The following is a 21783-nucleotide window of genomic DNA, read 5'->3' on the forward strand; positions in this document are numbered from 1 at the left end:
TAGTCTAAATTATGCGTTATTTTGATGAGTACTGTGAAGTACACTTAGATCCAGATATTGCACCCTATAATTGGGTATTTAGAACAAAAGAAAAAATCCGCATTAGATTTGGTGTTCACCTATCTAAACATCCAGACCTGGGACAGGTGGTCTGCGAGTTAAATGATGGTCAGGGATATTCTGATTTAGACCGGATAATAGCAAAAACAGAAGGTTTCACTGAAAATGGCTTCCAGATGTTTTCAGTGACCCTTCCACCCCTTGGTAATGGTGGGGGATGTAAGTATAGACTGGGTTATATAGATATTAATGGTAAGGAACATACTAGTAAAAGATCGCAAATTTTGTTAGTTTGCGATGAAGCACCCCGTTCCCTAACAGAAATTTCATCTGTATTTTTGGGACTGGTGAATAATCACCATGTTTACGGACCAGAACCATCCATATCCATGACACCTAGTCCCAAGGACTGGAGTTCTCGCTTGTTCTATTCTATACTAATTGACAGATTTGCCCGTAGCAAACATATAGTTCGTAGTCCTTTAAGTTTAGTAAAATACGATCTTTCCTGTCCCCATTCTAGTCATGGTGGTACAATAAAAGGTATAACTGAGCATCTAGAATACTTAAAATCCCTAGGCGTAGGAGTAATTATTATTAGTCCCATATATGTCAATGCTCCTGATGGTTACCATGGTTATCATCCCATTCATCTATTAATGGTTGATCCCCGTTTAGGTACACTTCAATGTTTACGTCAAATGGTTAAAAAAGCCCATGAATTAAATATTGCCGTTATTTTAGATGTAGTTAATAATCACATCGCTGACAGCATCAATTGGCCAGAATACGGTGGTCCACCAGGAGGAGAATTTAAATATGTGCAGGGTGATGAGTTGGCAGTTATGCCTTTTCCCGTGGAAACAAGGAATACCTCACTCTTTCATGGACCAGAATACACCGATATGGTTAACCAAAGACTATTCGGTTTTTTAGAAGACTGGCGTACGGAGACAAATTATGTTCGCGAATTACTACTACAACATTTAAAATACTGGATTGCTGAGACGGATATTGATGGCTTCCGCTATGATGCTGCGCGTCACATTGGTTTAGATTTTTGGCAACCTTGCGTAGAAGAAATATCAAGATATGCCCACATCCTAGGAAAAAAGGAATTTGTGCAAATAGCTGAGCATGCAGGTAGTACCCACGAACAAGTACTAGAGTACAACCCAGCCAAGTTCTCTGGTTTGATTGACTATCCCACTTACTATGATGTTAAGCAGTCTTTTGGAGATGGTAATTGGCTTTCTGGTCTCACAGACTATTTTTGTGGTTTTCTGCAGCCATCACATTCCTACTATGCAGGTTGGCAAAATAATATTATGTTCTTAGAAAATCAGGACACAAATAGAGTTTTCCATGAGTTTTTAAATCGCACTCATAGCCGGGATCAAGCACGTATTCGCCTACATTTTGCTCTAGCTTGTTTAATATTAGGTCCACAAATACCCTTTATTTACCAAGGAACAGAGCAAGAGTTTGACGGTGCATTAGGTTTGTTTCATGATGAAGAAAAATCAAGTTATATTGGTCATGATTGCTATGTGCGGGAAGATATGTTTGATAATCCCAGTTGCACTTGGAAATTTGGGGTAATCAACCGCAAGACCTTTCAACCTTACAATAGAAACCACCCCACCTTTTTACTAATTCAAAAACTTGCCCACATTCGCTGGCAATACAAATTGATTATAAATGGCACACGCACCTTATTATATGAAAATCACAGTGTATTATGCTTACTTATTCACCATCCCCTTGAGAAATACAGTCTTCTAGCTGCTATGAATATGGGATCTAGAGATATATATAATCATTCTTTTAAAGCTCCTGATGATCATGGTGATTTTCCCGAACCTAATATACTATTTGGAACATCTGGTGGGTCAATCCAAATAGTACCAGGAGAAATTAGTCTGCAACTTCCAGCATTTGCATTCGTTTTAGCTCAAGTTTAGTGGAACCTAGCTATGCTCAGATCCACTTGGCGCAACAGAGATTCTAGATCAGAAGAATTATCTAAAACAACATCCGCACGAGCAACTTTCTCCTCTAATGGTAATTGACTGTTAATTCTTGCCATTGCTTGTACTTCCGTTAAATCATTGCGACTCATTAGTCGTTGTTTTTGTATTTCACCTTGACAATAAACAACCCAAATTTCATTAACTAGATTCTCTAAACCCGCTTCAAATAAAAGGGGAATCACCAAAACTAAGGTGTCATGCGGTGACTCCTCAATAGTTTTTAAAAAACAATTCCTGACATAAGGATGAATCAAATTTTCCACCCAGGAGCGTTCAGGGGATTGATTAAAAATAATTTCTGCCAATTTTTTCCGATTTAAATTACCATCTGTAAGCAAAATTTCTTTGCCATAACGTTGAGTAATCTGACTAAGAATGACCGAACTCTCGGACACTGCATCTCTGGCGTAAATATCTGCATCTAAAATGGGTAACCCGTATACACTTGCTAAATAATTAGCCACGGTACTTTTGCCCGTAGCAATGCCTCCTGTTAAACCAATTAACCTTTTTGTCATGGAACTTGATCATAGCCAAAAGTATGTGTAATGCTCCCATACTACCACAAAAGATTTGGTGCTACAACCAAATCTAATTACGACAAACTTGATTGACCACATTACCATTTCTATCTACTAAGTCTATGACTAAAGGCATTTTTCCAAAAGCGTGAGTAGAACAACTTAAACAGGGGTCAAATGCCCTGATACCAGCTTCGACCCGGTTTAACATTCCCTCTTGAACTTGACTACCCTGGATAAAATGACGAGCAATTTGAGCAACTGTACGGTTCATTGCCAGATTATTTTGACCAGTAGCAATAATCAAATTCACCTTCTGCATTAAACCATTTTCATCAATACGATAATGATGGAATAAGGTTCCCCTTGGTGCTTCACTTACCCCCACTGCTTCCAATCGGTTAATTCCAGCAGCAGCTCGCAGACGGGTTGACAAAATATCAGGGTCATCCAATAAAATTTCTATGTGTTCAATAGAAGCCAAAATTTCAATTAACCGCGCATAATGATAAAAGAAAGAAGATTTCACAGTTCCACTACCATAACTGCGAAATTCCCGTAGTTCCTGATCTGCTAATGGAGTGCCAATTTGACTACAAATATTCAATCTAGCTAGAGGTCCAACCCGATACATTCCACTATCTAAACGGCAATGATCTTTGCCATCGGGATAACCTAAAGGACGATAATAGGGAGATTTCAAATAGGAGTCTTCTTGCACTGCTTCACCGATAAATTCATGATAATTATCCGCGTCTAATTTATCAGCAACAATATTTCCCCCACTGTCTACAAAACGTAAATGACCATCGTAGGTCTCCCACAAACCTTGAGCAGTTACTAATCCCATAAATAAACTGGGAAAATTGCCAAAGGTTTGGGCTTCTTTTTGATAGTTGTCTAGCAAGTTTTTAAATAAACCTATAGCATTAAGAACCGTAGCTTTAGCTTCGGGAATGCGGTTTTGTATGTGGGTACGATTTTCCGATGTGAGAGGGTCACTAACACCACCAGGGACGGCCCAAGCGGGATGGATTTTTTTGCCCCCTAATAATTCAATAATTTCTTGTCCAAATTGTCGTAATCGAATTCCACCCCTAGCTAATTCCGGATCGATGCCAATTAAACCAAAAATATTTCGTTTGGTTGGTTCACTATCCATACCTAATAATAAATCTGGGGCACTGAGGTGAAAGAAACTCAATGCATGGGATTGAATTATTTGTCCTAGATTCATTAGACGACGTAATTTTGTTGCCACTTCCGGAATAGTGACAGACAAGATTTTATCGCCCGTTTTTGCCGATGCTAATAAATGACTTACCGGACAAATTCCACAAATTCTAGCTGTAATTCCAGGCATTTCTGGAAAAGGACGACCAACACAAAACTTTTCAAACCCACGAAATTCTGTTACGTGAAACCGTGCATCATATACATGACCTTCATCGTCTAGGTAAATGCTAATTTTGGCGTGTCCTTCAATGCGGGTAACAGGATCAATAACTATTTTTTTCATGATTTTTTTGACAACCTGGTTTTATAAATCGTACATTCTACTTTCTGGAAACTCATCACAAAATTCTTCAAATGCTGTTTTTGCAGGTTTCTCAACTCTTTGATGGGCAATTTCAGCTTGCATTTCTTCTATTACATCCCAAGCAGCTGCACATTCGGGTGAGTTAATACCTTTAGTACTACAAACAATTCGCGCTTTTCTGATTTCATCTTGTAATTGCTGTTCCAAAAGAATTGTATGGGGTTTTTCTAGGGTGACACTTCCTACCAAAATATCTGTCAATGAGATTATTCCCATTAATTGACCACTAATCACTGGAGCATGGTGGACATTATATTGAGCAAATAATTTGGCTACATATTCTAAACCCAGTTCCGGATTAACCACTATACAAGGTTTCGTCATTATTTCATAAACACGGACTTTATTTGTTTCTTTGCCATAAGCTATAACTTTATAAATGATGTCGCTTTCCGTGACTATTCCGTAAGCATCTTGTCCATGACGACGATCCACTATTAATGCTCGCCAATCTCTAGCTTTCATTAAATCAACAGCTTCTTTTACGGTAGCAGAACTGCGAATTGTCGCCACATCTTTGGTCATGACATCTGCTGCTTTTAACATTCTCTACCTCCTGAGTTAAGTTGATTCATCTCGATTTATTTAGGTTATCCAAATTTAATCATTTCTCTCCCTACCATGGGGGGTGTTTCTCCTCTTAATAATGGTTCTAGTGCTGCTTTGATTCTTGTAGCTGAAGGTGGACAACCTGGTAAATAAATATCAACATCAACTATGTTATGAACTGGAACAACTCGATCAATTAAAGGTGGTACAATTCCTGGTGAGTGGGGAATCTTTTGATTTACATCTGCTCCTTCTATATAGGCTAATTGTAAACTTACATTGGCAGTCCCTGTTAGATTGCGCATGGAGGTCACATTACCTGTAACTGCGCAGTCTCCAAAGGAAATAATGGTTTTTGTCCTCTGTCTAATTTTGTGGATTATCTCCAAATGTTCTTCATTGGCGATCGCTCCTTCTACTAATACCACATCCACCCCTTCTGGATATTCTTTAATATCAGCAATAGGGCTATAAACTACATCTACCTGAGTGGCTAAATCTATTAACCATTCATCTAGGTCTAAAAATGACATGTGACATCCAGAACATCCACCTAACCATACGGTTGCTAATTTGATCTTATCCATAATTTTTAACTGATAATATGTAAGATGCTAACCACTAAAAGTTCCATTGTTGTTTCTCTCGCGCTGTGACCAAGAATTCTATTTTACCGCGATCATGTTTCATTTCTTCCACACTTACACCCTTAGTAAACAAAGCTCCAGTGGGACAAGCATTGACACATTTACCACAGGAAGTACAGGTGAGAGAAGTTCCCCAGGGTTGATTTAAATCCGTAATCAGATGGGAATTTGTTCCCCTACCCGCCATATCCCAAGTGTGGGCACCTTCAATTTCATCACATACCCGCACACAGCGAGTACATAAAACGCAGCGATTGTGGTCTATGCCAAATCTCTCATGGGAAGTATCAACACTCCGCTGAGGAAACTGATAAGCTAATCGCACGTGATCCATGCCCATTTCTATGGCTAAATCCTGTAATTCACAATTACCATTAGCTACACATACAGAACAGGTGTGATTTCCTTCTGCAAATAGCATTTCAGTAATTGTTCTTCTATACCTTTGCAGGCGATCGCTTTTAGTTGTGACTTCCATCCCCTCAGAAACCTTGGTCACACAAGCAGGTAGAAGTTTATTCATCCCAGCAATTTCTACTAAACATAGACGACAAGCACCCACATCTCCCACACCATCTAAATGACAAAGTGTGGGAATATGTATACCTGACTCCTGTGCTGCTTCTAATAAGGTATTATGCTCGTGAGCGCTGACCATTTGCCCATCAATTGTCAAAGTCTTTACTGTCATAATTGTCTGATAATTGATTTGTTTTCTATCGATTAATTAAAGCTAAATATTCTTCTTTGAAATAGCGCAAGGTGCTAAAAACAGGATTGGGTGCAGACTGACCTAACCCACATAAACTGGTGTGTTTCACCATATCGCACAATTCTTCCAACAGATGTAAATCATTTTGTGTTCCCTTTCCCTTACTAATCTTGGTTAATAAATCATGGAGTTGCACCGTTCCCACCCTACAGGGAATACATTTACCACAGGACTCATCCATGCAAAATTCCATAAAGAATCGTGCCACATCTACCATATTAGTAGTTTGATCCATGACAATCATTCCCCCAGAACCCATCATAGAACCCAAAGCAGACAAGGATTCATAATCTACCGGTGTGGTAAATGCTGATGCTGGTATACACCCTCCCGATGGTCCACCTGTTTGTACCGCTTTGGCCATACCCCCGTCAGGAATACCACCGCCCATTTGTTCCACAATCTCCCCTAGGGTTGTCCCCATGGGAACTTCAATTAAACCTGTATTGCGGATTTTACCTGCTAGGGCAAAAACCTTTGTCCCTTTACTTTTCTCTGTGCCAATACCAGCAAACCATTCCGCACCATTTCTGATAATAGGAGCAATATTAGCAAAAGTTTCCACGTTATTAATTAATGTAGGGTAACCCCATAAACCTGATTCAGCGGGGTATGGGGGACGAGGATGGGGAACACCGCGTTTACCTTCAATTGAAGCCATTAATGCGGTTTCTTCACCACAAACATAAGCACCTGCACCAATGCGAATTTCGATTTTAAAATCAAAAGGTGATTCAAAAATATTTGTTCCCAATACCCCTAACCTTTGTGCTTGACGAATAGCAGTCTCTAGACGTTTAATCGCAATGGGGTATTCCGCTCTGACATAAATATAACCTTGATTAGCACCAATGGAATAAGCAGCGATCGCCATTCCTTCTAAAACTCGATGGGGATCACTTTCTAACACACTACGATCCATAAATGCGCCTGGATCTCCCTCATCCGCATTGCAAATTACAAATTTTTTTGCCCCTGATGATTTAGCTACCGTTCCCCATTTTAAACCCGTGGGATATCCAGCACCACCTCTTCCCCTTAATCCACTTTTAGTAATAACTTCTACTACTTCTGTGGGTTTCATTTCTCGCAGCACTTGGTAGAGAGCTTGATAACCATTAGCTGCAATATAAGATTGAATTCTTTCTGGATCTACCCGACCACTATTTTCTAAAACAATAGGCAATTGTTTAGTAAAAAACGGGTGCTGTAAGTCTTGCTGCTTTAAAGTTGTATTTTTTCCCTTGATAGAATCAATTACTTTTGGTACATCCTGGGGCGTTACTTGTTGATAAAGTGTAATTTTATGACTTTTATTCTCATCTATCTCCACTAAGGGACCCTGACAACAAAGGCGCATACAACCCACACCTACCACTTCCACCTGCTGTTCCAAACCTGCTGCTTTAAGCGATGTCAATAAATTTTCCTTCACTGTTTGGGAACCAGAAGACAAACAACCTGCAGCCGTGCAACAGCGAATTTGTATAGGTTTAGTCTGAGAATTTTCTGCCCTAGCAATCTCTAATAATTCATGTAGTTCCATGTTGCCATTCCCCCACTTTTTTACAGACTGATTGTGCAGTTTGATTACCTAAAACCTCACCATCAAACACCACTGCTGGTGCAATACCACAAGCACCTAAACATCTAGCAGTCATCAAGGAAATTTCTCCGTCTGGTGTGGTATCTCCCGCTTTAATTTGGATGAATGTTTCCAGGGTGGTTAAAATTCCTTGGGCACCTTTCACATAACAAGCTGTACCTGTACAAACTACACAATTATGTTTACCTTTTGGTGCCAAGGAAAATAAATGGTAAAATGTTGCTACTCCATATACCCGACTAGGTGGCAATTTTAACTCACGGGCGATATACAGCAGTAAATCTAATTCTAAATACCCAAATAATTCCGTTGCTCGATGGAGAATTTCAATCAGTGCATCCTGTTGATATTGACAGCGTTTGATGGCTGTATCCAACATTCTCAAACGTTTGTCCCCACGCTCAACATGATTGACGCGAACTGGAACTGTGGTTTTCATGATTTCTTATCAGGATGGTGGACAATATGCACAGAACAGGGTGCATGGTGCAACACATAATTACTTACGCTACCCATAAAAAACTCGGTGATTTTAGAAACTCCTCGTCTCCCAATGACGATTAAATCCGCACCCCACGCCCCAGCGACTTGACAAATCACCTTACCCGGATTTCCCACATTCTGGGAAAACTCGGTTTTAATGTTTTCTGTATTTGCCCGCGCACAAAAACCTTGCAACATTTCTAAACCTTCTTCTTTATAGGCTTCCAATTTCTTCAAATAAATTCCCATGCTTTCATCAGTCCAAGCTGGATAGTAATCAATTTGAGAAAACATCATGGTATCCGGAATGCCATCCTCCTCTGGTGATAGAACATGTATTAGCATTAACTGAGCTGATGTCAATTTTGCTAAGTTGAGTGCTTGTTGAAATACTTCCTCACCTGTGTTAGAAAGGTCTAACCCCACCAAAATTTTACTAAGCATTGATGCCTCCATTGTAACTTACTAACCATTACAAACTACCCCTTTATGTCATTCCAGTTCCTATTTGTAAGAACATGTAGGTTTCCTTTATAATTCTTAGCATTTATCTTTACAATTCGTTAATTTTTAACTCCTAGCTTGGGATCTAGGTCTACACTTATGGTTGTAGCTAAAGAATGTGAGGAACTTGTGAGGAAATTATGGTTAAGGGAATAAACATTTTAACCATCCATGACTGTAAATGTTCCAAGATCTAGATCAAGCCATTTGGTGATGATTCTACCTTTTCTGTACTTCTTAGTTATTATGCCCATTTTTAGTCAGTTTGCTCTATATCTAAAAGTTGATATCTGTCCCTTATTTCTTGTCCAGCTTTAATAATTAGGTTGATAATTTTCACATGTTTACTTCCATAGCTATACATAGCTGAAAATTCTCTACTAAATTTTAGACATTAACTCTATCGTAGGTGAATTTATTCTGATTATTTCTAATTCCAATGTTTAAAGGAGATTTTTAACATGAAGATTTTAGTAGTTGAGGATGATGAACTAATTGCATATACCCTGACTAATTTTCTCACAGAACAGAATTATGCTGTAGAATTAGCAAATGATGGTAAGACTGCTTGGGATTTAGTAGAAACTTATGAGTATGACCTGATACTACTAGACATTGTTTTACCAAAACTCGATGGAATTAGCTTATGTAAAAAAATTCGTTCTAGTGGTCGGCGAGTGCCAATTTTATTATTGACAGGGCGTGATAGTTCTCACGATAAAGCTATTGGTTTAGATGCTGGTGCGGATGATTATGTAGTCAAACCCTGTGATGAAGAAGAATTGGTAGCTCGTGTAAGAGCATTATTAAGACGTGGCGGTGTTAATTCCCAGCCTGTATTAGAGTGGAGAGGTTTGCGATTAGACCCTAGTAGTTGTGAAGTTACATATCAACAAGACCAACTTTCACTCACCCCAAAAGAATATGCTCTACTAGAACTTCTGATGCGAAATAATCGTCGAGTATTTAGCTGTGGAATGATTTTAGATCATCTTTGGTCTTATGAAGACACACCGGGGGAAGACGCTGTGCGGACTCATATTAAGGGTTTAAGAATGAAGTTAAAAGCAGTGGGCGCACCTCATGATTTAGTAGAAACAGTTTATGGTATTGGATATCGTCTAAAGCCACAAGAAAATGACCATAATCACCATGAGGAACTAAAAGAAAGTAGATCCAACCATGAATTAAATCATCAATCAAAAAATGAGCGGACAATTGAGAAACTTGAAGAAATTTGGCAACGATTTCGCGGTAGGATAGAAGAGCAAATTTCCCTTATAGAAACAGCTGCACAAAATATTGCCCGTACCCAAGGAACTTTTAATTTAGAGCTATTAATACGAGCAACTAGAGAAGCACACACTTTAGCAGGTTCTCTGGGTACATTTGGCTTACCTTATGCTTCAGAATTGGCAAAAAAAATTGAGAATTTCTTCCAATCTTCTGCTAATTTAACAGTAGCAGAAATGATTAATGTACAACCTAAATTACAAAGTTGGGTCAAATCACTAAGGCGAGAAATTGATAAGAAAAATCAGCAAATTACCGCTCCTGATAATAGTCAAAAACAACCGGAATTATTCCCTGAAAGAAACATCGATAATGAAATCACACCAACAGTGAACAAAACTAAAATATTAGTGGTAGATGATGATTTAAAAACTTTAGATTTATTACAGTTACTGTTGACTCCTTGGGGACTAGAAATAATTACCCTTAATCATCCTGGAAAGTTTTGGGAAACTTGGGAAAAAATTCAGCCTGACATGTTAATATTAGACATTGAAATGCCTAGTATGAGCGGTATTGAATTATGTAAAATGATTCGCAATCATGATCAAGGTAGGGAAGTACCGATTTTGTTTTTGACAGTTCATAGCGATGCAGAAATTGTCAATCAGGTATTTAGTGTAGGAGCTGATGATTTTGTTAATAAACCAATTATTGTGTCCGAGCTAGTCAATCGTATTCTGAATCGCTTGGAAAGAGTGAGATTGCTGAAAATTATGGAGTGTAATCGATATGAAAAGACCAATCAAATTAACGAGAATAACAAATTTATTGTTGAAACCTATCATAACTTAGTAGAAGTTTATCCAGAGGCAATTCTCATTGTTAGTCAAGATGACTTAGTTTTCGTTAACAGTGCTGCAGTGAGACTACTGCGAGTTAATTCAGTAGAGGAACTATTAGGTAAGAAATTTCTAGAATTTGTCCATCCACAACACAGGGAAGAAATTGAAGAAAATCTCAAATCTCTGAAAACAAGTCAAACATTGATTCCCTTGCATGAAGTTAAATTTTTACAAGCGGATGGGAAAATAATTTACGTAGAAATGGTTGGTGCATTTCTCAACTACCAAAATCAACCAGCAGCACAAATTGTCGCCCGTGATATTACCAGACGTAAGCAGACAGAATTAGCATTGCACAAAACTAAAGATGAACTAGAACTGAGGGTTAATGAACGTACAGCTGAGTTAATTAATGTCAATCGCCAATTGCAATCACAACTGGATGAACAAAAACGTACTCAAGACGCTTTGAGGATTTCAGAAAATCGGTTTGAAGCCATTTTAAGTATTGCCGATGATGCAATTATTTCCATTGATAGTAATCAACAGATTACCTTATTTAATCAAGGTGCAGAAAAAATTTTTGGTTATTCTGCTGGGGAAGTTTTAGGACAAAAACTAGATTTATTATTACCCACACGCTTTGCTCAGGAACATCGTAATCACGTATATAAATTTGGCAAATCTTCTGCTCATGCTCGCAGAATGGGAGAAAGACAAGAAATATTTGGTTGTCGTAAAGATGGGTCAGAATTTCCTGCAGAAGCTTCAATTTCTAAATTAGATCTTGGTCAAGAATCTGTGTACACCGTCATCTTGCGAGATATAACTGAGCGCAAGCAAGTGGAAAAAATGAAGGATGAATTTGTCTCTGTTGTTAGTCATGAGTTGCGGACTCCTTTAACATCCATTCATGGTTCTTTAGGAATGTTGACCAGTGGGTTACTCTCTAGTACTTCAGAACAAGGTAAACGTTTGCTGCAAATTGCCACCGATAGTACGGAGCGATTAGTTAGATTAATTAATGATATTCTGGATATTGAACGCATTGAGTCGGGTAAGGTCAAAATGGAACGGGAAAATTGTGATTTGCGAGATTTGATCAACTCAGCTATCAATATCATGCAACCTTTAGCGGATAAAGCAGGTGTGACTTTATCTATTCATAACTCTAATAGTTCATCTATTCAATTATGGGCAGATCCAGATCGGATAATTCAAACTTTAACTAATTTATTCAGTAATGCCATTAAGTTTTCAGAACCAGGATCCACGGTTTATTTGATGACCGAATTACAAAAAGACCAGGTGTTGGTAACTGTGCAAGATACTGGAAGAGGTATACCAGAAGATAAATTAGAGAGTATTTTTGAGCGGTTTCAACAGGTGGACTCTTCTGATTCTCGCAATCATGATGGTACTGGCTTGGGTCTGGCAATTTGTAAGAGTATTGTTCAGCAACATGGTGGCAAGATTTGGGTCAAAAGTATCTTGGACGAAGGTAGCAGTTTTTATTTTACTTTGCCAATTTTAACTGTTTATGATAGAGCTAATTTACAGGGGTTGGTCACCGATCAATCAGACTATGAAACATCCCTAATTACTGATGCTAATTCTCCTTTAGTGTTGGTTTGTGATGATGATCCAATCACTCGCCAGGAATTAGAAAATCTCCTACTACAAGGGGGATATCGGGTACTTACAGTAGCTAGTGGTGACCAGGCGATCGCTCAAGCAGTTATTCAACATCCAGATGTGATTTTACTAGATTTAGTTATGCCAGGAATGAATGGTTGGGAAACCATGGCTGGATTGAAAAAGTGTTCGGACACTAAAGATATACCAATTGTCATTTGTAGTGTTTATAAATCGAGTCAAAATAATTCCAACTATCAACAAGATGCCAATTATAAAGGTGTCAAGTTTGCTGATTGGTTAAGTAAACCAGTGGAAGAAACTGACCTGTTCAACTCTTTAAGGAAAGTTGTATTTGAACCCTCAAGAAAGCTGAAGATATTAATTATTGAAGATGATCATGACCTCGCAGATCTTTTGGCAACCTTGTTCGGTAGACATGACATTGAAACCTTCATTGCCAAAACTGGTAGGGAAGCAATTCATCTGAGTCAAAAGGTTAATCCTGACCTACTAATTCTGGATTTGATCCTCCCGGAAGCTGATGGTTTTACGGTTGTTGATTGGTTGAAACAACATGATCAACTGTTTAGTGTCCCCGTGGTTGTCTATTCTGCAAAAGACCTGGACGATTCAGAACGTCATCGGTTAAAATTGGGACATACGGAGTTTTTTACCAAGGGGAGGGTCACCACTCAGGAGTTTGAGCAAAGAGTTATGGACCTGTTACAGAGAATTACAACTAAGCAATAACCAGGGTTAGGTCATAGATTATGAAAAGGCGCATCTTAGTGGTTGATAATGAGCAGTATATTCAAGAAGTGGCTAAGATTTGTTTAGAAACCGTTGCAGGTTGGGAGGTGCTAACAGCTAGTTCGGGTAAGGAGGGAATCTTGCAAGCTGAGAATCATCAACCAGATGCAATTCTATTAGATGTGATGATGCCTGATATGGACGGATTATCTGCTTTTAAAAAATTACAAGCCAATCCAGCAACCCAAACAATTCCGGTCATTTTGTTAACCGCAAAAATCCAAGCTGCTGATCGTCGTCGTTATTCCCAGTTAGGTATTAAAAGTGCGATCGCTAAACCCTTTAATCCTTTAGAATTAGCTCACCAAGTTGCAGCGGAGTTAGACTGGAATTTGGAATGTAACAAGACTAAATGAATTGTGAGGACTACTAATGGGGACTATTAAGTATGATTGCTAATCGTAACACTTATATTACTTCAGAATCATATCTAAAACTAGAAGAACATAGTCAGGTTAAACATGAGTATATTGATGGAAACATTTACGCCATGGCGGGTGCCCTAGATGTTCATGTTACCATTGCTCTTAATCTTGCATCTATTCTTCGAAATCATCTTAGGGGTTCTGGTTGTCGAGTATATATTACGGATATGAAAGCTAGAATCGAATCGTTAAACAGATTTTACTATCCTGATATTATGGTGACTTGCGATTCTCGTGACCAAGAAACAGCAGCTTATAAAAGATTCCCATGTTTAATTATTGAAGTTTTATCTGACTCTACGGAATTATTTGATAGAGGTGACAAATTTGCTGACTATCAAACTTTACCCACTTTACAAGAATACATTTTAATTAGTTCTAAAAAACCGCGAGTTGAGTGTTTCCGCAGGAATGATCAAGGACTTTGGACTTTACAATACTATACAGGTGAAGAAACATCATTTTTCTTCCCCACTATTCAATTCCAGGCAAAAATGACTGAACTTTATGAAGATGTCAACTTTCAGTAAAACTATAAAAAACTATAATTAGGGGAGCTATTAATTATGATTGCTAATCCTAACACTTATATTACTCCAGAAGCATATCTAAAACTAGAAGAAAATAGTCAGGTTAAACATGAGTATATTAATGGAAATATTTACGTTATGGCCGGTGCCCTGGATGTTCATGTAACCATAGCTGGAAATATATTCATTCTGCTGCGTAATCATCTTAGGGGTTCTGGTTGTCGAGTATATATTACGGATATGAAAGCTAGAATCGAATCGTTAAACAGATTTTACTATCCTGATATTATGGTGACTTGCGATTCTCGTGACCAAGAAACAGCAGCTTATAAAAGATTCCCATGTTTAATTATTGAAGTTTTATCTGACTCTACTGAATTATTTGATAGAGGTGACAAATTTGCTGACTATCAAACTTTACCCACTTTACAAGAATACATTTTAATTAGTTCTAAAAAACCGCGAGTTGAGTGTTTCCGCAGGAATGATCAAGGACTTTGGACTTTACAATACTATACAGGTGAAGAAACATCATTTTCCTTCCCCACTATTCAATTCCAGGCAAAAATGACTGAACTTTATGAAGATGTCAACTTTCATTAAGTAGGGAGGTACAATTATTTGTAGAATGGATTAACCCATGGGGGTGTTGGGTTTCATACTTCAACCCAACCTACGTTGATCTTAATATTTAATTCCACTCACCCACTTAATCTAAATATAATAGCCTAAAATTTCACAAACTTCCTGGTCACTAGTTTGAGAAAAATCCTCATACCACAATCCAATTGCTGAAAAAAACTCAGGAGTCTGTAAACACACTACCTCATCTACCTCCGACTCCAATTCCCTATAGGTACTTGCTGATGCTACAGGAATTGCTACCACAATTTTGCTGGGCTTTTGCTGTTTGAGAACAGCAATAGCTGCTCTTATAGTCGCACCGGTAGCAATACCATCATCTACTAAAATGACTGTTTTGTTTTCAACCTTAATTGGTGGAGCATTTCCTCGATAGGTTTGTTCCCGTCGCTTTAGCTCTTCCAACTCCTGAGACACAACCTTTTCAATCACATCTCTATCTATCCCCAAGGTAGCAATTATATCATGATTGAATACCCTAACCCCCCCAGCACCAATAGCACCCATAGCTAATTCTTTTTGTCCGGGCACACCAATCTTTCTGACGATACAAACATCTAGGGGAGCATTCACAGCTTTGGCAATTTCCCAACCTACGGGCACACCACCACGGGGTAGTGCTAATACTAGTAGATTTTCGTGGTTGGCGTAATCTATTAGACTTTCCCCTAACATCTTTCCAGCTTGAATACGATTATGAAATTTCATCAGCATCAACTCCTACTACTAGGTATATCTGGGGGGTATATCTGGGGTTATATCTGGGAGTCTATGTGGGTCTGACAATTTCCCACCCTTGAAAGTTGTGGAAAGTTGTTGTTTCCCTCAAAAATGATTAGTATGGCTAATATATCTCTAACCTTCTCACATAAAAACCACAGGGAGTGTAGATTTTAGATCTATCCCAAGGAGTAATTACTATGTTGCATAAAATTTTAGTTGCTTTAGAAAATCCGGATCAAAGCCAAAATATATTTGAGCAAGCTCTATTTTTGGCTCAAGTGAGCAGTTCTGAAATCATGCTACTTCATGTTCTGTCTCCCCTAGAAGATCCCTACCTCAACCCCATATTTCTTCAACCGGAAACCATCTACCCCTCCCTGTATGGAGAAACTATGAACAAGTATATGCAGGCCTGGGATGAACATAAGCAAGAACGACTCAAATGGATCCAATCCCTCATGGAAACTGCCATTGGTAGGGGGGTAAAGGCTGAAATGCTCCAAACCGTCGGGGATCCAGGTCGTGTCATCTGTGAACAAGCCATAAGCTGGTCTGCTGACCTAATTATTGTGGGACGCAGGGGAAGAAGGGGAATCAGTGAGGTGGTTTTGGGTAGTGTGAGCAACTATGTTCTACATCATGCTCCCTGCTCAGTCCTCACTATCCAAGGTGCAATTCCTGGTTGATTTTTTGACTCTCCTGTTTTTTTAATTTTTTTTTAATTTTTCCCACCCCATCAATGTGATAAGTGAACAATTGGGCTATATCTACTGGGGAGGAAAATTTTATGAAAACTTTAGTTAAAGTAAGCAACAAAAATTAGCCTAAAGGTTTGGTTTGGATAATATTGAAATAAAGACCCCCCTGATTTATGAGTGCTAACTACCAAAATATCACATAACAAGCTACCAAACATCCCAATTTAAAACTAGAGGTATCAATGAGTTTCGCAAATAACAAAAAAACAAACGAATATAAGGAATTAAAAGAAAAACCACATTGGCAAGGGACAACGGTCACACCAGCTACAAAAACTACCACCAGAGCTAGGGATACTAAATCCCAGGAAACAGCTCAGGGAGCAGACATGAGTGATGATCTCAATCGTGGTAGGGTGGCTATTTTTATCGACGGTCTCAATCTATTTCATGCTGCTCTTCAAATAGGCATTGAAATAGACTATGTTAAATTATTGTGTCGTTTAACTCAAACTTCTAGACTATTAAGAGCTTTTTTCTACACTGGGGTTGATACTAGCAAGGAGAAACAACAGGGGTTTTTATTGTGGATGCGTCGCAATGGTTATCGAGTAGTAACCAAGGATATAATTGCACTTACGGAAAGTGGTAAAAAACCCAATCTCAATGTGGAAATTGCTGTGGATATGATTACCTTAGCTCCTTATTATGATACGGCTGTACTAGTTAGTGGGGATGGGGATCTAGCCTACGCTGTTAATGCTGTCACCAGTTTAGGATCGCGGGTAGAAGTTATAGGTCTGCAAACTATGACTAGCGATAGTCTCATTGATGTGGCAGATTATTTTATTGATTTTGATAGCATTAAACAATACATCCAGAAAGACTCCCAATTTGGTTACAATTATCGTTCTTCGCCCACTTCTCATCTTTGATGGAGATTTTAACGCCTGATATTAGTTCAGGGCTATTGACTGTGTCCAAATATAGTGTATAATATTGTAGGTGGGCTTATATGTTCGCGACTTTAGTAAACTAGGCGTGGAGCGGTGCATAAAAGCTATAGCCACCTGCAGCAACCTGGCCTTTTACCCATTAAACCTGTGTTTACAACGTTTTGGCTCAAGCTATATAAGTACAATACATGGAGACTGTGATACACGACTTGACCAATCAATTACAATTAACATTAGTAATTACCTACACCCTAATGGGTGGCTATTTTTTTGCCAATTGGTTTACATTCTCTCACCGTCACCCCGCATCAACTCCGGAAGAGAAGTTCTTATCACTAATTATATCCTTAGTGACCACTGTTTTCTGGCCTATGATTATTCCCATATCTTGTGTAAAAATTTTCAAAACCCGTCAACTGCGATCAGATACGGTTATTCCTCTACTTTTAGTACTGTTGGGTTTGACGATCTCTTATATCAGTTGTCAGTTGTTGAAATTAATATATTTACCTACTTAGCGCCGGATGGGTAACAAGAGACCTTACACCAAACTACTCCACAAATAAATCCGTAGAGTAGTTTGTTGATCTATTGCATGCCAGTGGGAAAAATTCCCGGTTTGACCGCAATATTAATAGTTTGTCCATTACGACGCAAGTCCAGACGTAAATTTCCTCCCACTTGGGCCACTTCTACAGCTTTCTGTACAGCAGAGCTGTCGGTGATCACTTCACCATTTAGCCTAACAATAACATCTCCAATGCGTATTCCAGCTTTCGCTGCAGGTGAATTGGGAACAACCCTAATGATTAATACTCCCTGATTTTCACTCACGGTCAACCCGCTATTAGGATCGGAATTGATTCTTTGTCTTAAATCTGGGGTGATGGAAACCATCTGAATTCCTAAATAGGGATGTTGAGCTTTACCCGTGGTTATTATTTGATTAGAAATACGTTGTGCCGTATTAATGGGAATTGAAAATCCTAATCCTTGTGCACCCTGAATAATAGCCGTGTTTATACCAATCACTTCTCCTCGGGCATTTAGCAATGGACCACCGGAATTACCTGGATTAATTGCAGCATCAGTTTGAATAAATTCGACCCGCTTATCGGGAACCCCCACTTGATTACTGGATCTACCAGTGGCACTAATAATACCTGTTGTTACTGTATTATCTAGTCCTAAGGGATTACCAATGGCGATCGCCCATTGTCCTGGTTGTAACTGTTCCGAGTTACCTAGGGTAACTGCTGGTAGATTTTTAGCCTCAATCTTCACCACCGCCACATCCGTGAGTTGGTCTGCTCCTAATACCCTACCTTCAAAGGTTCTTCCATCTTTGAGGGTGACACTTACCCTATCTGCACCCTCTACCACATGAGCATTAGTGAGAATACGACCATCATTACTAATGATAAAACCTGAACCAGCGCCCCGTTCTACCCTATTTTCCCTGCGTGGTATTCTAGAACCGAAAAAGCGTCGTAGATCCTCAAATTCGTCTGGTGCTTGAGTTCTCACCGTGCGAGAAGAGTTAATTCTGACTACGGAGGGACCAACCTTCCGAACCACCTCAGTCACAAAATTACTGTCCATATTTCCTGGTAGTGGTGCAGCGTGAACACTCTCCACCCCAAGTTTGGATGCACTCTTGGTCAAAGCTTCCTGGTTATTTGTTAGATAACTACCTGTAACAGTAATCCCCGAACCTAATAATATTAGGGATAGGGAGGTCAACCCTTGTTTCCAATATTTCCAGAGTGAATTATTGCTGTTTATAGTTAAAGTATTATCTGCTTGTTGTTTTCCCTTAGACATTTTCCGATCTCAAAATATAGGCCATTACTACTAATGTAGATATTTTTGGCTGGATTTTGTTCCCATATCCAGCTAACATCAACCAGATAATGTAAATTTTTGATAAATTTTTAGAAAATCTGTTAAGATAGTAACGATTTAGATTTACAGTAACTTTACCTAGGGGGGTTTTTGAAAAGACTAATTCTGTTGGTTTTAGCAGTAGCCACCGTCAGTGGAGGAGTTGCTACCTATACTTTCAATCATTCTACCAACGCCAGTAGTGCTACGAGTGGGGAAGTGGAGGAAACTTTGCCCACTCCCACTTTGGTAACAGCATTGGGGAGATTGGAACCGGAAACACCAGTGATTAAATTGTCTGCACCCCTAGCACTAGATGGGGACAGGGTGAAAAAAATCCTCCTTCAAGAGGGCGATGGGGTCAAAGCAGGTCAGGTAATTGCCATATTAGATTCCCAGGATAAATTACAAAGTGCCGTTGAAAGGGCGCAAAAACAAGTAAAAGTTGCTCAAGCTAAATTGAAGCAAATTCAATCAGGTGCTAAACCGGGAGAGATTCAGTCACAAAAAGCGAATGTAGAAAAGTTAAAGGCAGAGTATGAAGGCAACAAGAATGCTTACATACAAACTATTGCTAGGATAGAAGCCCAATGGCAAGGTGATAGAACTGCTCAGGAAGCAAATATTCGACAATTGGCTGCGGAACTGAAAAATGCTAAATCGGAATATCAACGTTATCAACAGTTATATTCCCAAGGAGCAGTTTCTAATTCTTTAATTGACAGTAAACGGTTAAATGTGGAGACCAGCGAACAAAAATTAACCGAAGCTAGGGCGATTTTGGAACGGATTAATACCACCGCTAGTAAACAACTGGCGGAAGCTAGGGTACAACTGAATAGAATTAGTAGCACTAGTGCGAAACAAATTAGGGCAGCTGAGGAAACACTAAATAGCATTGCTGACGTTCGTTCTGTAGATGTGAATTTAGCCAAAACAGAACTTGAAAGTGCTGTTTCAGTTCTTAACAGTGCTAAGACCGACCTGGAATCAGCTTTTATTCGTGCCCCTATGAGTGGTAGAATTCTGAAAATTCATACTCGTGCGGGTGAGAAAATTACCGCATCAGGTATTGCGGATTTTGCCCAAACGGAAAAAATGTCAGTGGTAGCAGAAGTTTACCAAACTGATATTAATCGAGTCAAGATTGGGCAGAAAGCCAGGATTATGAGTCCTACATTATCAGAGAAATTGGAAGGTAATGTAATTCAAATTGGTTTACAGGTCAACCGTCAAAATGTATTTAGTAATCAACCAGGTGAAAATCTAGACAGTCGAGTGGTTGAGGTGAAAATTCGACTCACTCCCGAGGATAGCAAAAAGGTTGCTGGACTAACTAATTTACAAGTGCAAACGGCAATTGAATTGTAATTTAATTTACTGATCGATTTACCTCTATTATTTAAATCCCTGTATTAAATCCTGGTAGGGTCCATGATATCAAAACTTTTTCTTAAAACCCCTTTGGCGTGGCGACAGCTCATGAAAGAAAGGACTCGATTGGCAGTTGCTGTGGCGGGTATTACTTTTGCTGATATGTTGATCTTTATCCAGATGGGATTTGAAAGTGCTTTATTTGATGCAGCAATTCAACCCCATCGCAAATTGCTGGGAGATTTAGTGTTAATTAATCCTCAATTTAATAGCTTGTTTTCCACGAAAAGTTTTTCTAGAGATAAACTATATCAAGCACTAGGGTATGATGGGGTAGCATCGGTTAATTCCATTTACATTGGTACGGCACAATGGCGCAATCCTCAAACACGAATTGATCGACCAATTTTGGTTTGGGGAGTTGATCCCTATCAACCTGGATTGAGATTTCCCGAAGTAGAAAAAAATAAAGATACTCTCAAATCACTCAATCATATTATGTTTGACCAAGCTGGTCGTCCCGAATATGGTGAGGTTGGTAAAATATTTCGAAAAACCGGCAACTTCCAAACGGAACTGAATAATAATTTGGTCAGCGTGAGGGGTTTATTTAGTAATGGTGCTTCCTTTGCAGCTGATGGCAATGTGGTGGCTAGTGACTCCACATTTTTACGATTATTTCCCCAACGCAAACCCGATCAAATTGAAGTGGGACTAATTAATTTAAAACCCGGTACAGATATCCAGAAATTAAAGGCACAACTGAAAATTGGGTTGAACCCCGATCCTAATAGCCCATTTGTGGAAGTGGGCACAACAGAGGATTTTGCCCAAAAAGAAAAGAATTACTGGGCCACTAGCACAGGGATTGGTTTCATTTTTGGTTTGGGTGTAGGGGTGGGTTTTATTGTTGGTATTGTCATTGTCTATCAGATTCTTTATTCAGACGTTTCTGACCATCTTCCTGAATACGCTACCCTCAAGGCTATGGGTTACACTGACTGGTATCTTTTAGGAGTTCTGATTCAGGAATCTTTATTTTTGGCTATTCTGGGTTATTTGCCTTCACTATTCCTGTCTTTTGGATTATATCAATTAACTTTTGTCGCTACCATGTTACCCATTACTATGAAAGCTGAACGGGCAATTAATGTATTTATTTTAACGGTAATTATGTGTAGTATTTCTGGAGCGATCGCCCTAGGTAAACTTCGTTCTGCTGACCCGGCGGATATTTTTTAGATATTTCT

At 38.9% G+C, this 21783-nt stretch carries 20 protein-coding genes; 10 read left to right on the top strand and 10 right to left on the bottom strand.

Going from position 1 to position 21783, the window contains the following annotated elements; genetic code table 11:
• The first annotated feature begins 11 nt into the window (after positions 1–11).
• A complete protein-coding gene (locus tag IAR63_RS16610) occupies positions 12–2024 on the top strand; it encodes an alpha-amylase family glycosyl hydrolase (RefSeq protein WP_187706034.1) in 2013 nt (670 codons plus the stop codon).
• Here IAR63_RS16610 and coaE read toward each other — a convergent pair.
• From coaE to IAR63_RS16650, 8 genes are all read right to left on the bottom strand, one after another.
• On the bottom strand, positions 2021–2611 hold the full coding sequence (gene coaE / locus IAR63_RS16615) for a dephospho-CoA kinase (RefSeq protein WP_115538537.1): 591 nt from the start codon (positions 2609–2611) through the stop codon (positions 2021–2023). The genes IAR63_RS16610 and coaE overlap by 4 nt on opposite strands.
• 73 nt (positions 2612–2684) lie before the next feature.
• Positions 2685–4133 (bottom strand): Ni/Fe hydrogenase subunit alpha, encoded by a 1449-nt coding sequence (locus IAR63_RS16620; RefSeq protein WP_187706035.1) that lies wholly within the window; start codon positions 4131–4133, stop codon positions 2685–2687.
• A 21-nt stretch (positions 4134–4154) separates the two neighbouring features.
• The gene (locus IAR63_RS16625) at positions 4155–4760 is read right to left on the bottom strand and encodes a CBS domain-containing protein (protein WP_187706036.1); all 606 of its coding nucleotides are present in this window, start codon (positions 4758–4760) and stop codon (positions 4155–4157) included.
• A gap of 44 nt (positions 4761–4804) precedes the next feature.
• A complete protein-coding gene (locus IAR63_RS16630; protein WP_187706037.1) occupies positions 4805–5350 on the bottom strand; it encodes an NADH-quinone oxidoreductase subunit B family protein in 546 nt (181 codons plus the stop codon).
• A gap of 34 nt (positions 5351–5384) precedes the next feature.
• Positions 5385–6101, bottom strand: a complete 717-nt coding sequence (gene hoxU / locus IAR63_RS16635) for a bidirectional hydrogenase complex protein HoxU (protein ID WP_057178211.1) — start codon at positions 6099–6101, stop codon at positions 5385–5387.
• 25 nt (positions 6102–6126) lie between these two features.
• Complete coding sequence (locus IAR63_RS16640; protein WP_187706038.1) at positions 6127–7728, bottom strand: NuoF family protein; 1602 nt, start codon at positions 7726–7728, stop codon at positions 6127–6129.
• Complete coding sequence (hoxE, locus tag IAR63_RS16645) at positions 7715–8227, bottom strand: bidirectional hydrogenase complex protein HoxE (protein WP_096546192.1); 513 nt, start codon at positions 8225–8227, stop codon at positions 7715–7717. Before hoxE ends, IAR63_RS16640 begins: the two co-directional genes overlap by 14 nt.
• The gene (locus tag IAR63_RS16650) at positions 8224–8715 is read right to left on the bottom strand and encodes a universal stress protein (RefSeq protein WP_096546190.1); all 492 of its coding nucleotides are present in this window, start codon (positions 8713–8715) and stop codon (positions 8224–8226) included. The genes hoxE and IAR63_RS16650 overlap by 4 nt, the downstream gene beginning before the upstream one ends.
• Before the next feature lie 521 nt (positions 8716–9236).
• Here IAR63_RS16650 and IAR63_RS16655 point away from each other — a divergent pair.
• Genes IAR63_RS16655 through IAR63_RS16670 form a run of 4 tightly spaced genes read left to right on the top strand, consistent with a single transcriptional unit; the run spans position 9237 to position 14859 of the window.
• A complete protein-coding gene (locus tag IAR63_RS16655) occupies positions 9237–13241 on the top strand; it encodes a response regulator (protein ID WP_187706039.1) in 4005 nt (1334 codons plus the stop codon).
• Between the two features lie 20 nt (positions 13242–13261).
• Entirely contained in the window at positions 13262–13657 is a 396-nt protein-coding gene (locus tag IAR63_RS16660) for a response regulator (protein WP_057178206.1), read from the top strand.
• Between the two features lie 32 nt (positions 13658–13689).
• Complete coding sequence (locus IAR63_RS16665) at positions 13690–14256, top strand: Uma2 family endonuclease (RefSeq protein ID WP_057178205.1); 567 nt, start codon at positions 13690–13692, stop codon at positions 14254–14256.
• 36 nt (positions 14257–14292) lie between these two features.
• A complete protein-coding gene (locus IAR63_RS16670) occupies positions 14293–14859 on the top strand; it encodes a Uma2 family endonuclease (RefSeq protein WP_187706040.1) in 567 nt (188 codons plus the stop codon).
• Between the two features lie 111 nt (positions 14860–14970).
• Here IAR63_RS16670 and IAR63_RS16675 read toward each other — a convergent pair whose 3' ends face one another.
• Positions 14971–15612 carry a phosphoribosyltransferase gene (locus IAR63_RS16675; protein ID WP_057178203.1) on the bottom strand — a complete coding sequence of 214 codons (642 nt, stop codon included), beginning with the start codon at positions 15610–15612 and terminating at the stop codon, positions 14971–14973.
• Between the two features lie 206 nt (positions 15613–15818).
• On the opposite strand from IAR63_RS16675, the gene IAR63_RS16680 reads away from it, so the two are divergent.
• From IAR63_RS16680 to IAR63_RS16690, 3 genes are all read left to right on the top strand, one after another.
• Positions 15819–16307 (top strand): universal stress protein, encoded by a 489-nt coding sequence (locus tag IAR63_RS16680; RefSeq protein WP_187706041.1) that lies wholly within the window; start codon positions 15819–15821, stop codon positions 16305–16307.
• Positions 16308–16561: 254 nt separating this feature from the next.
• The gene (locus tag IAR63_RS16685; RefSeq protein WP_187706042.1) at positions 16562–17254 is read left to right on the top strand and encodes a LabA-like NYN domain-containing protein; all 693 of its coding nucleotides are present in this window, start codon (positions 16562–16564) and stop codon (positions 17252–17254) included.
• Positions 17255–17463: 209 nt separating this feature from the next.
• Entirely contained in the window at positions 17464–17793 is a 330-nt protein-coding gene (locus IAR63_RS16690; protein WP_057178202.1) for a hypothetical protein, read from the top strand.
• 70 nt (positions 17794–17863) lie between these two features.
• Here the strand turns inward: IAR63_RS16690 and IAR63_RS16695 are convergent, their stop codons facing one another.
• Positions 17864–19099, bottom strand: a complete 1236-nt coding sequence (locus IAR63_RS16695) for an HhoA/HhoB/HtrA family serine endopeptidase (protein ID WP_187706043.1) — start codon at positions 19097–19099, stop codon at positions 17864–17866.
• Between the two features lie 171 nt (positions 19100–19270).
• Here IAR63_RS16695 and IAR63_RS16700 point away from each other — a divergent pair, with 171 nt between their 5' ends.
• Both IAR63_RS16700 and devC read left to right on the top strand, forming a co-directional pair.
• Positions 19271–20530 (top strand): ABC exporter membrane fusion protein, encoded by a 1260-nt coding sequence (locus IAR63_RS16700; protein ID WP_115538530.1) that lies wholly within the window; start codon positions 19271–19273, stop codon positions 20528–20530.
• Positions 20531–20593: 63 nt separating this feature from the next.
• Positions 20594–21775 carry an ABC transporter permease DevC gene (devC, locus tag IAR63_RS16705; RefSeq protein WP_187706044.1) on the top strand — a complete coding sequence of 394 codons (1182 nt, stop codon included), beginning with the start codon at positions 20594–20596 and terminating at the stop codon, positions 21773–21775.
• Positions 21776–21783 lie beyond the last annotated feature (8 nt).

It is taken from the genome of Cylindrospermopsis curvispora GIHE-G1 (assembly GCF_014489415.1).
GTDB classification, from domain to species: Bacteria; Cyanobacteriota; Cyanobacteriia; order Cyanobacteriales; family Nostocaceae; genus Raphidiopsis; species Raphidiopsis curvispora_A.

Coding starts and splice junctions, on each gene's coding strand:
- IAR63_RS16655 (WP_187706039.1), top strand. CDS start 9,237: ATGAAGATTTTAGTAGTTGAGGATGATGAACTAATTGCATATACCCTG.
- IAR63_RS16680 (WP_187706041.1), top strand. CDS start 15,819: ATGTTGCATAAAATTTTAGTTGCTTTAGAAAATCCGGATCAAAGCCAA.
- IAR63_RS16620 (WP_187706035.1), bottom strand. CDS start 4,133: ATGAAAAAAATAGTTATTGATCCTGTTACCCGCATTGAAGGACACGCC.
- devC (WP_187706044.1), top strand. CDS start 20,594: ATGATATCAAAACTTTTTCTTAAAACCCCTTTGGCGTGGCGACAGCTC.
- IAR63_RS16610 (WP_187706034.1), top strand. CDS start 12: ATGCGTTATTTTGATGAGTACTGTGAAGTACACTTAGATCCAGATATT.
- IAR63_RS16695 (WP_187706043.1), bottom strand. CDS start 19,099: ATGTCTAAGGGAAAACAACAAGCAGATAATACTTTAACTATAAACAGC.
- IAR63_RS16660 (WP_057178206.1), top strand. CDS start 13,262: ATGAAAAGGCGCATCTTAGTGGTTGATAATGAGCAGTATATTCAAGAA.
- IAR63_RS16675 (WP_057178203.1), bottom strand. CDS start 15,612: ATGCTGATGAAATTTCATAATCGTATTCAAGCTGGAAAGATGTTAGGG.
- IAR63_RS16670 (WP_187706040.1), top strand. CDS start 14,293: ATGATTGCTAATCCTAACACTTATATTACTCCAGAAGCATATCTAAAA.
- hoxU (WP_057178211.1), bottom strand. CDS start 6,101: ATGACAGTAAAGACTTTGACAATTGATGGGCAAATGGTCAGCGCTCAC.
- IAR63_RS16685 (WP_187706042.1), top strand. CDS start 16,562: ATGAGTTTCGCAAATAACAAAAAAACAAACGAATATAAGGAATTAAAA.
- IAR63_RS16665 (WP_057178205.1), top strand. CDS start 13,690: ATGATTGCTAATCGTAACACTTATATTACTTCAGAATCATATCTAAAA.
- hoxE (WP_096546192.1), bottom strand. CDS start 8,227: ATGAAAACCACAGTTCCAGTTCGCGTCAATCATGTTGAGCGTGGGGAC.
- IAR63_RS16630 (WP_187706037.1), bottom strand. CDS start 5,350: ATGGATAAGATCAAATTAGCAACCGTATGGTTAGGTGGATGTTCTGGA.
- IAR63_RS16625 (WP_187706036.1), bottom strand. CDS start 4,760: ATGTTAAAAGCAGCAGATGTCATGACCAAAGATGTGGCGACAATTCGC.
- coaE (WP_115538537.1), bottom strand. CDS start 2,611: ATGACAAAAAGGTTAATTGGTTTAACAGGAGGCATTGCTACGGGCAAA.
- IAR63_RS16640 (WP_187706038.1), bottom strand. CDS start 7,728: ATGGAACTACATGAATTATTAGAGATTGCTAGGGCAGAAAATTCTCAG.
- IAR63_RS16650 (WP_096546190.1), bottom strand. CDS start 8,715: ATGCTTAGTAAAATTTTGGTGGGGTTAGACCTTTCTAACACAGGTGAG.
- IAR63_RS16690 (WP_057178202.1), top strand. CDS start 17,464: ATGGAGACTGTGATACACGACTTGACCAATCAATTACAATTAACATTA.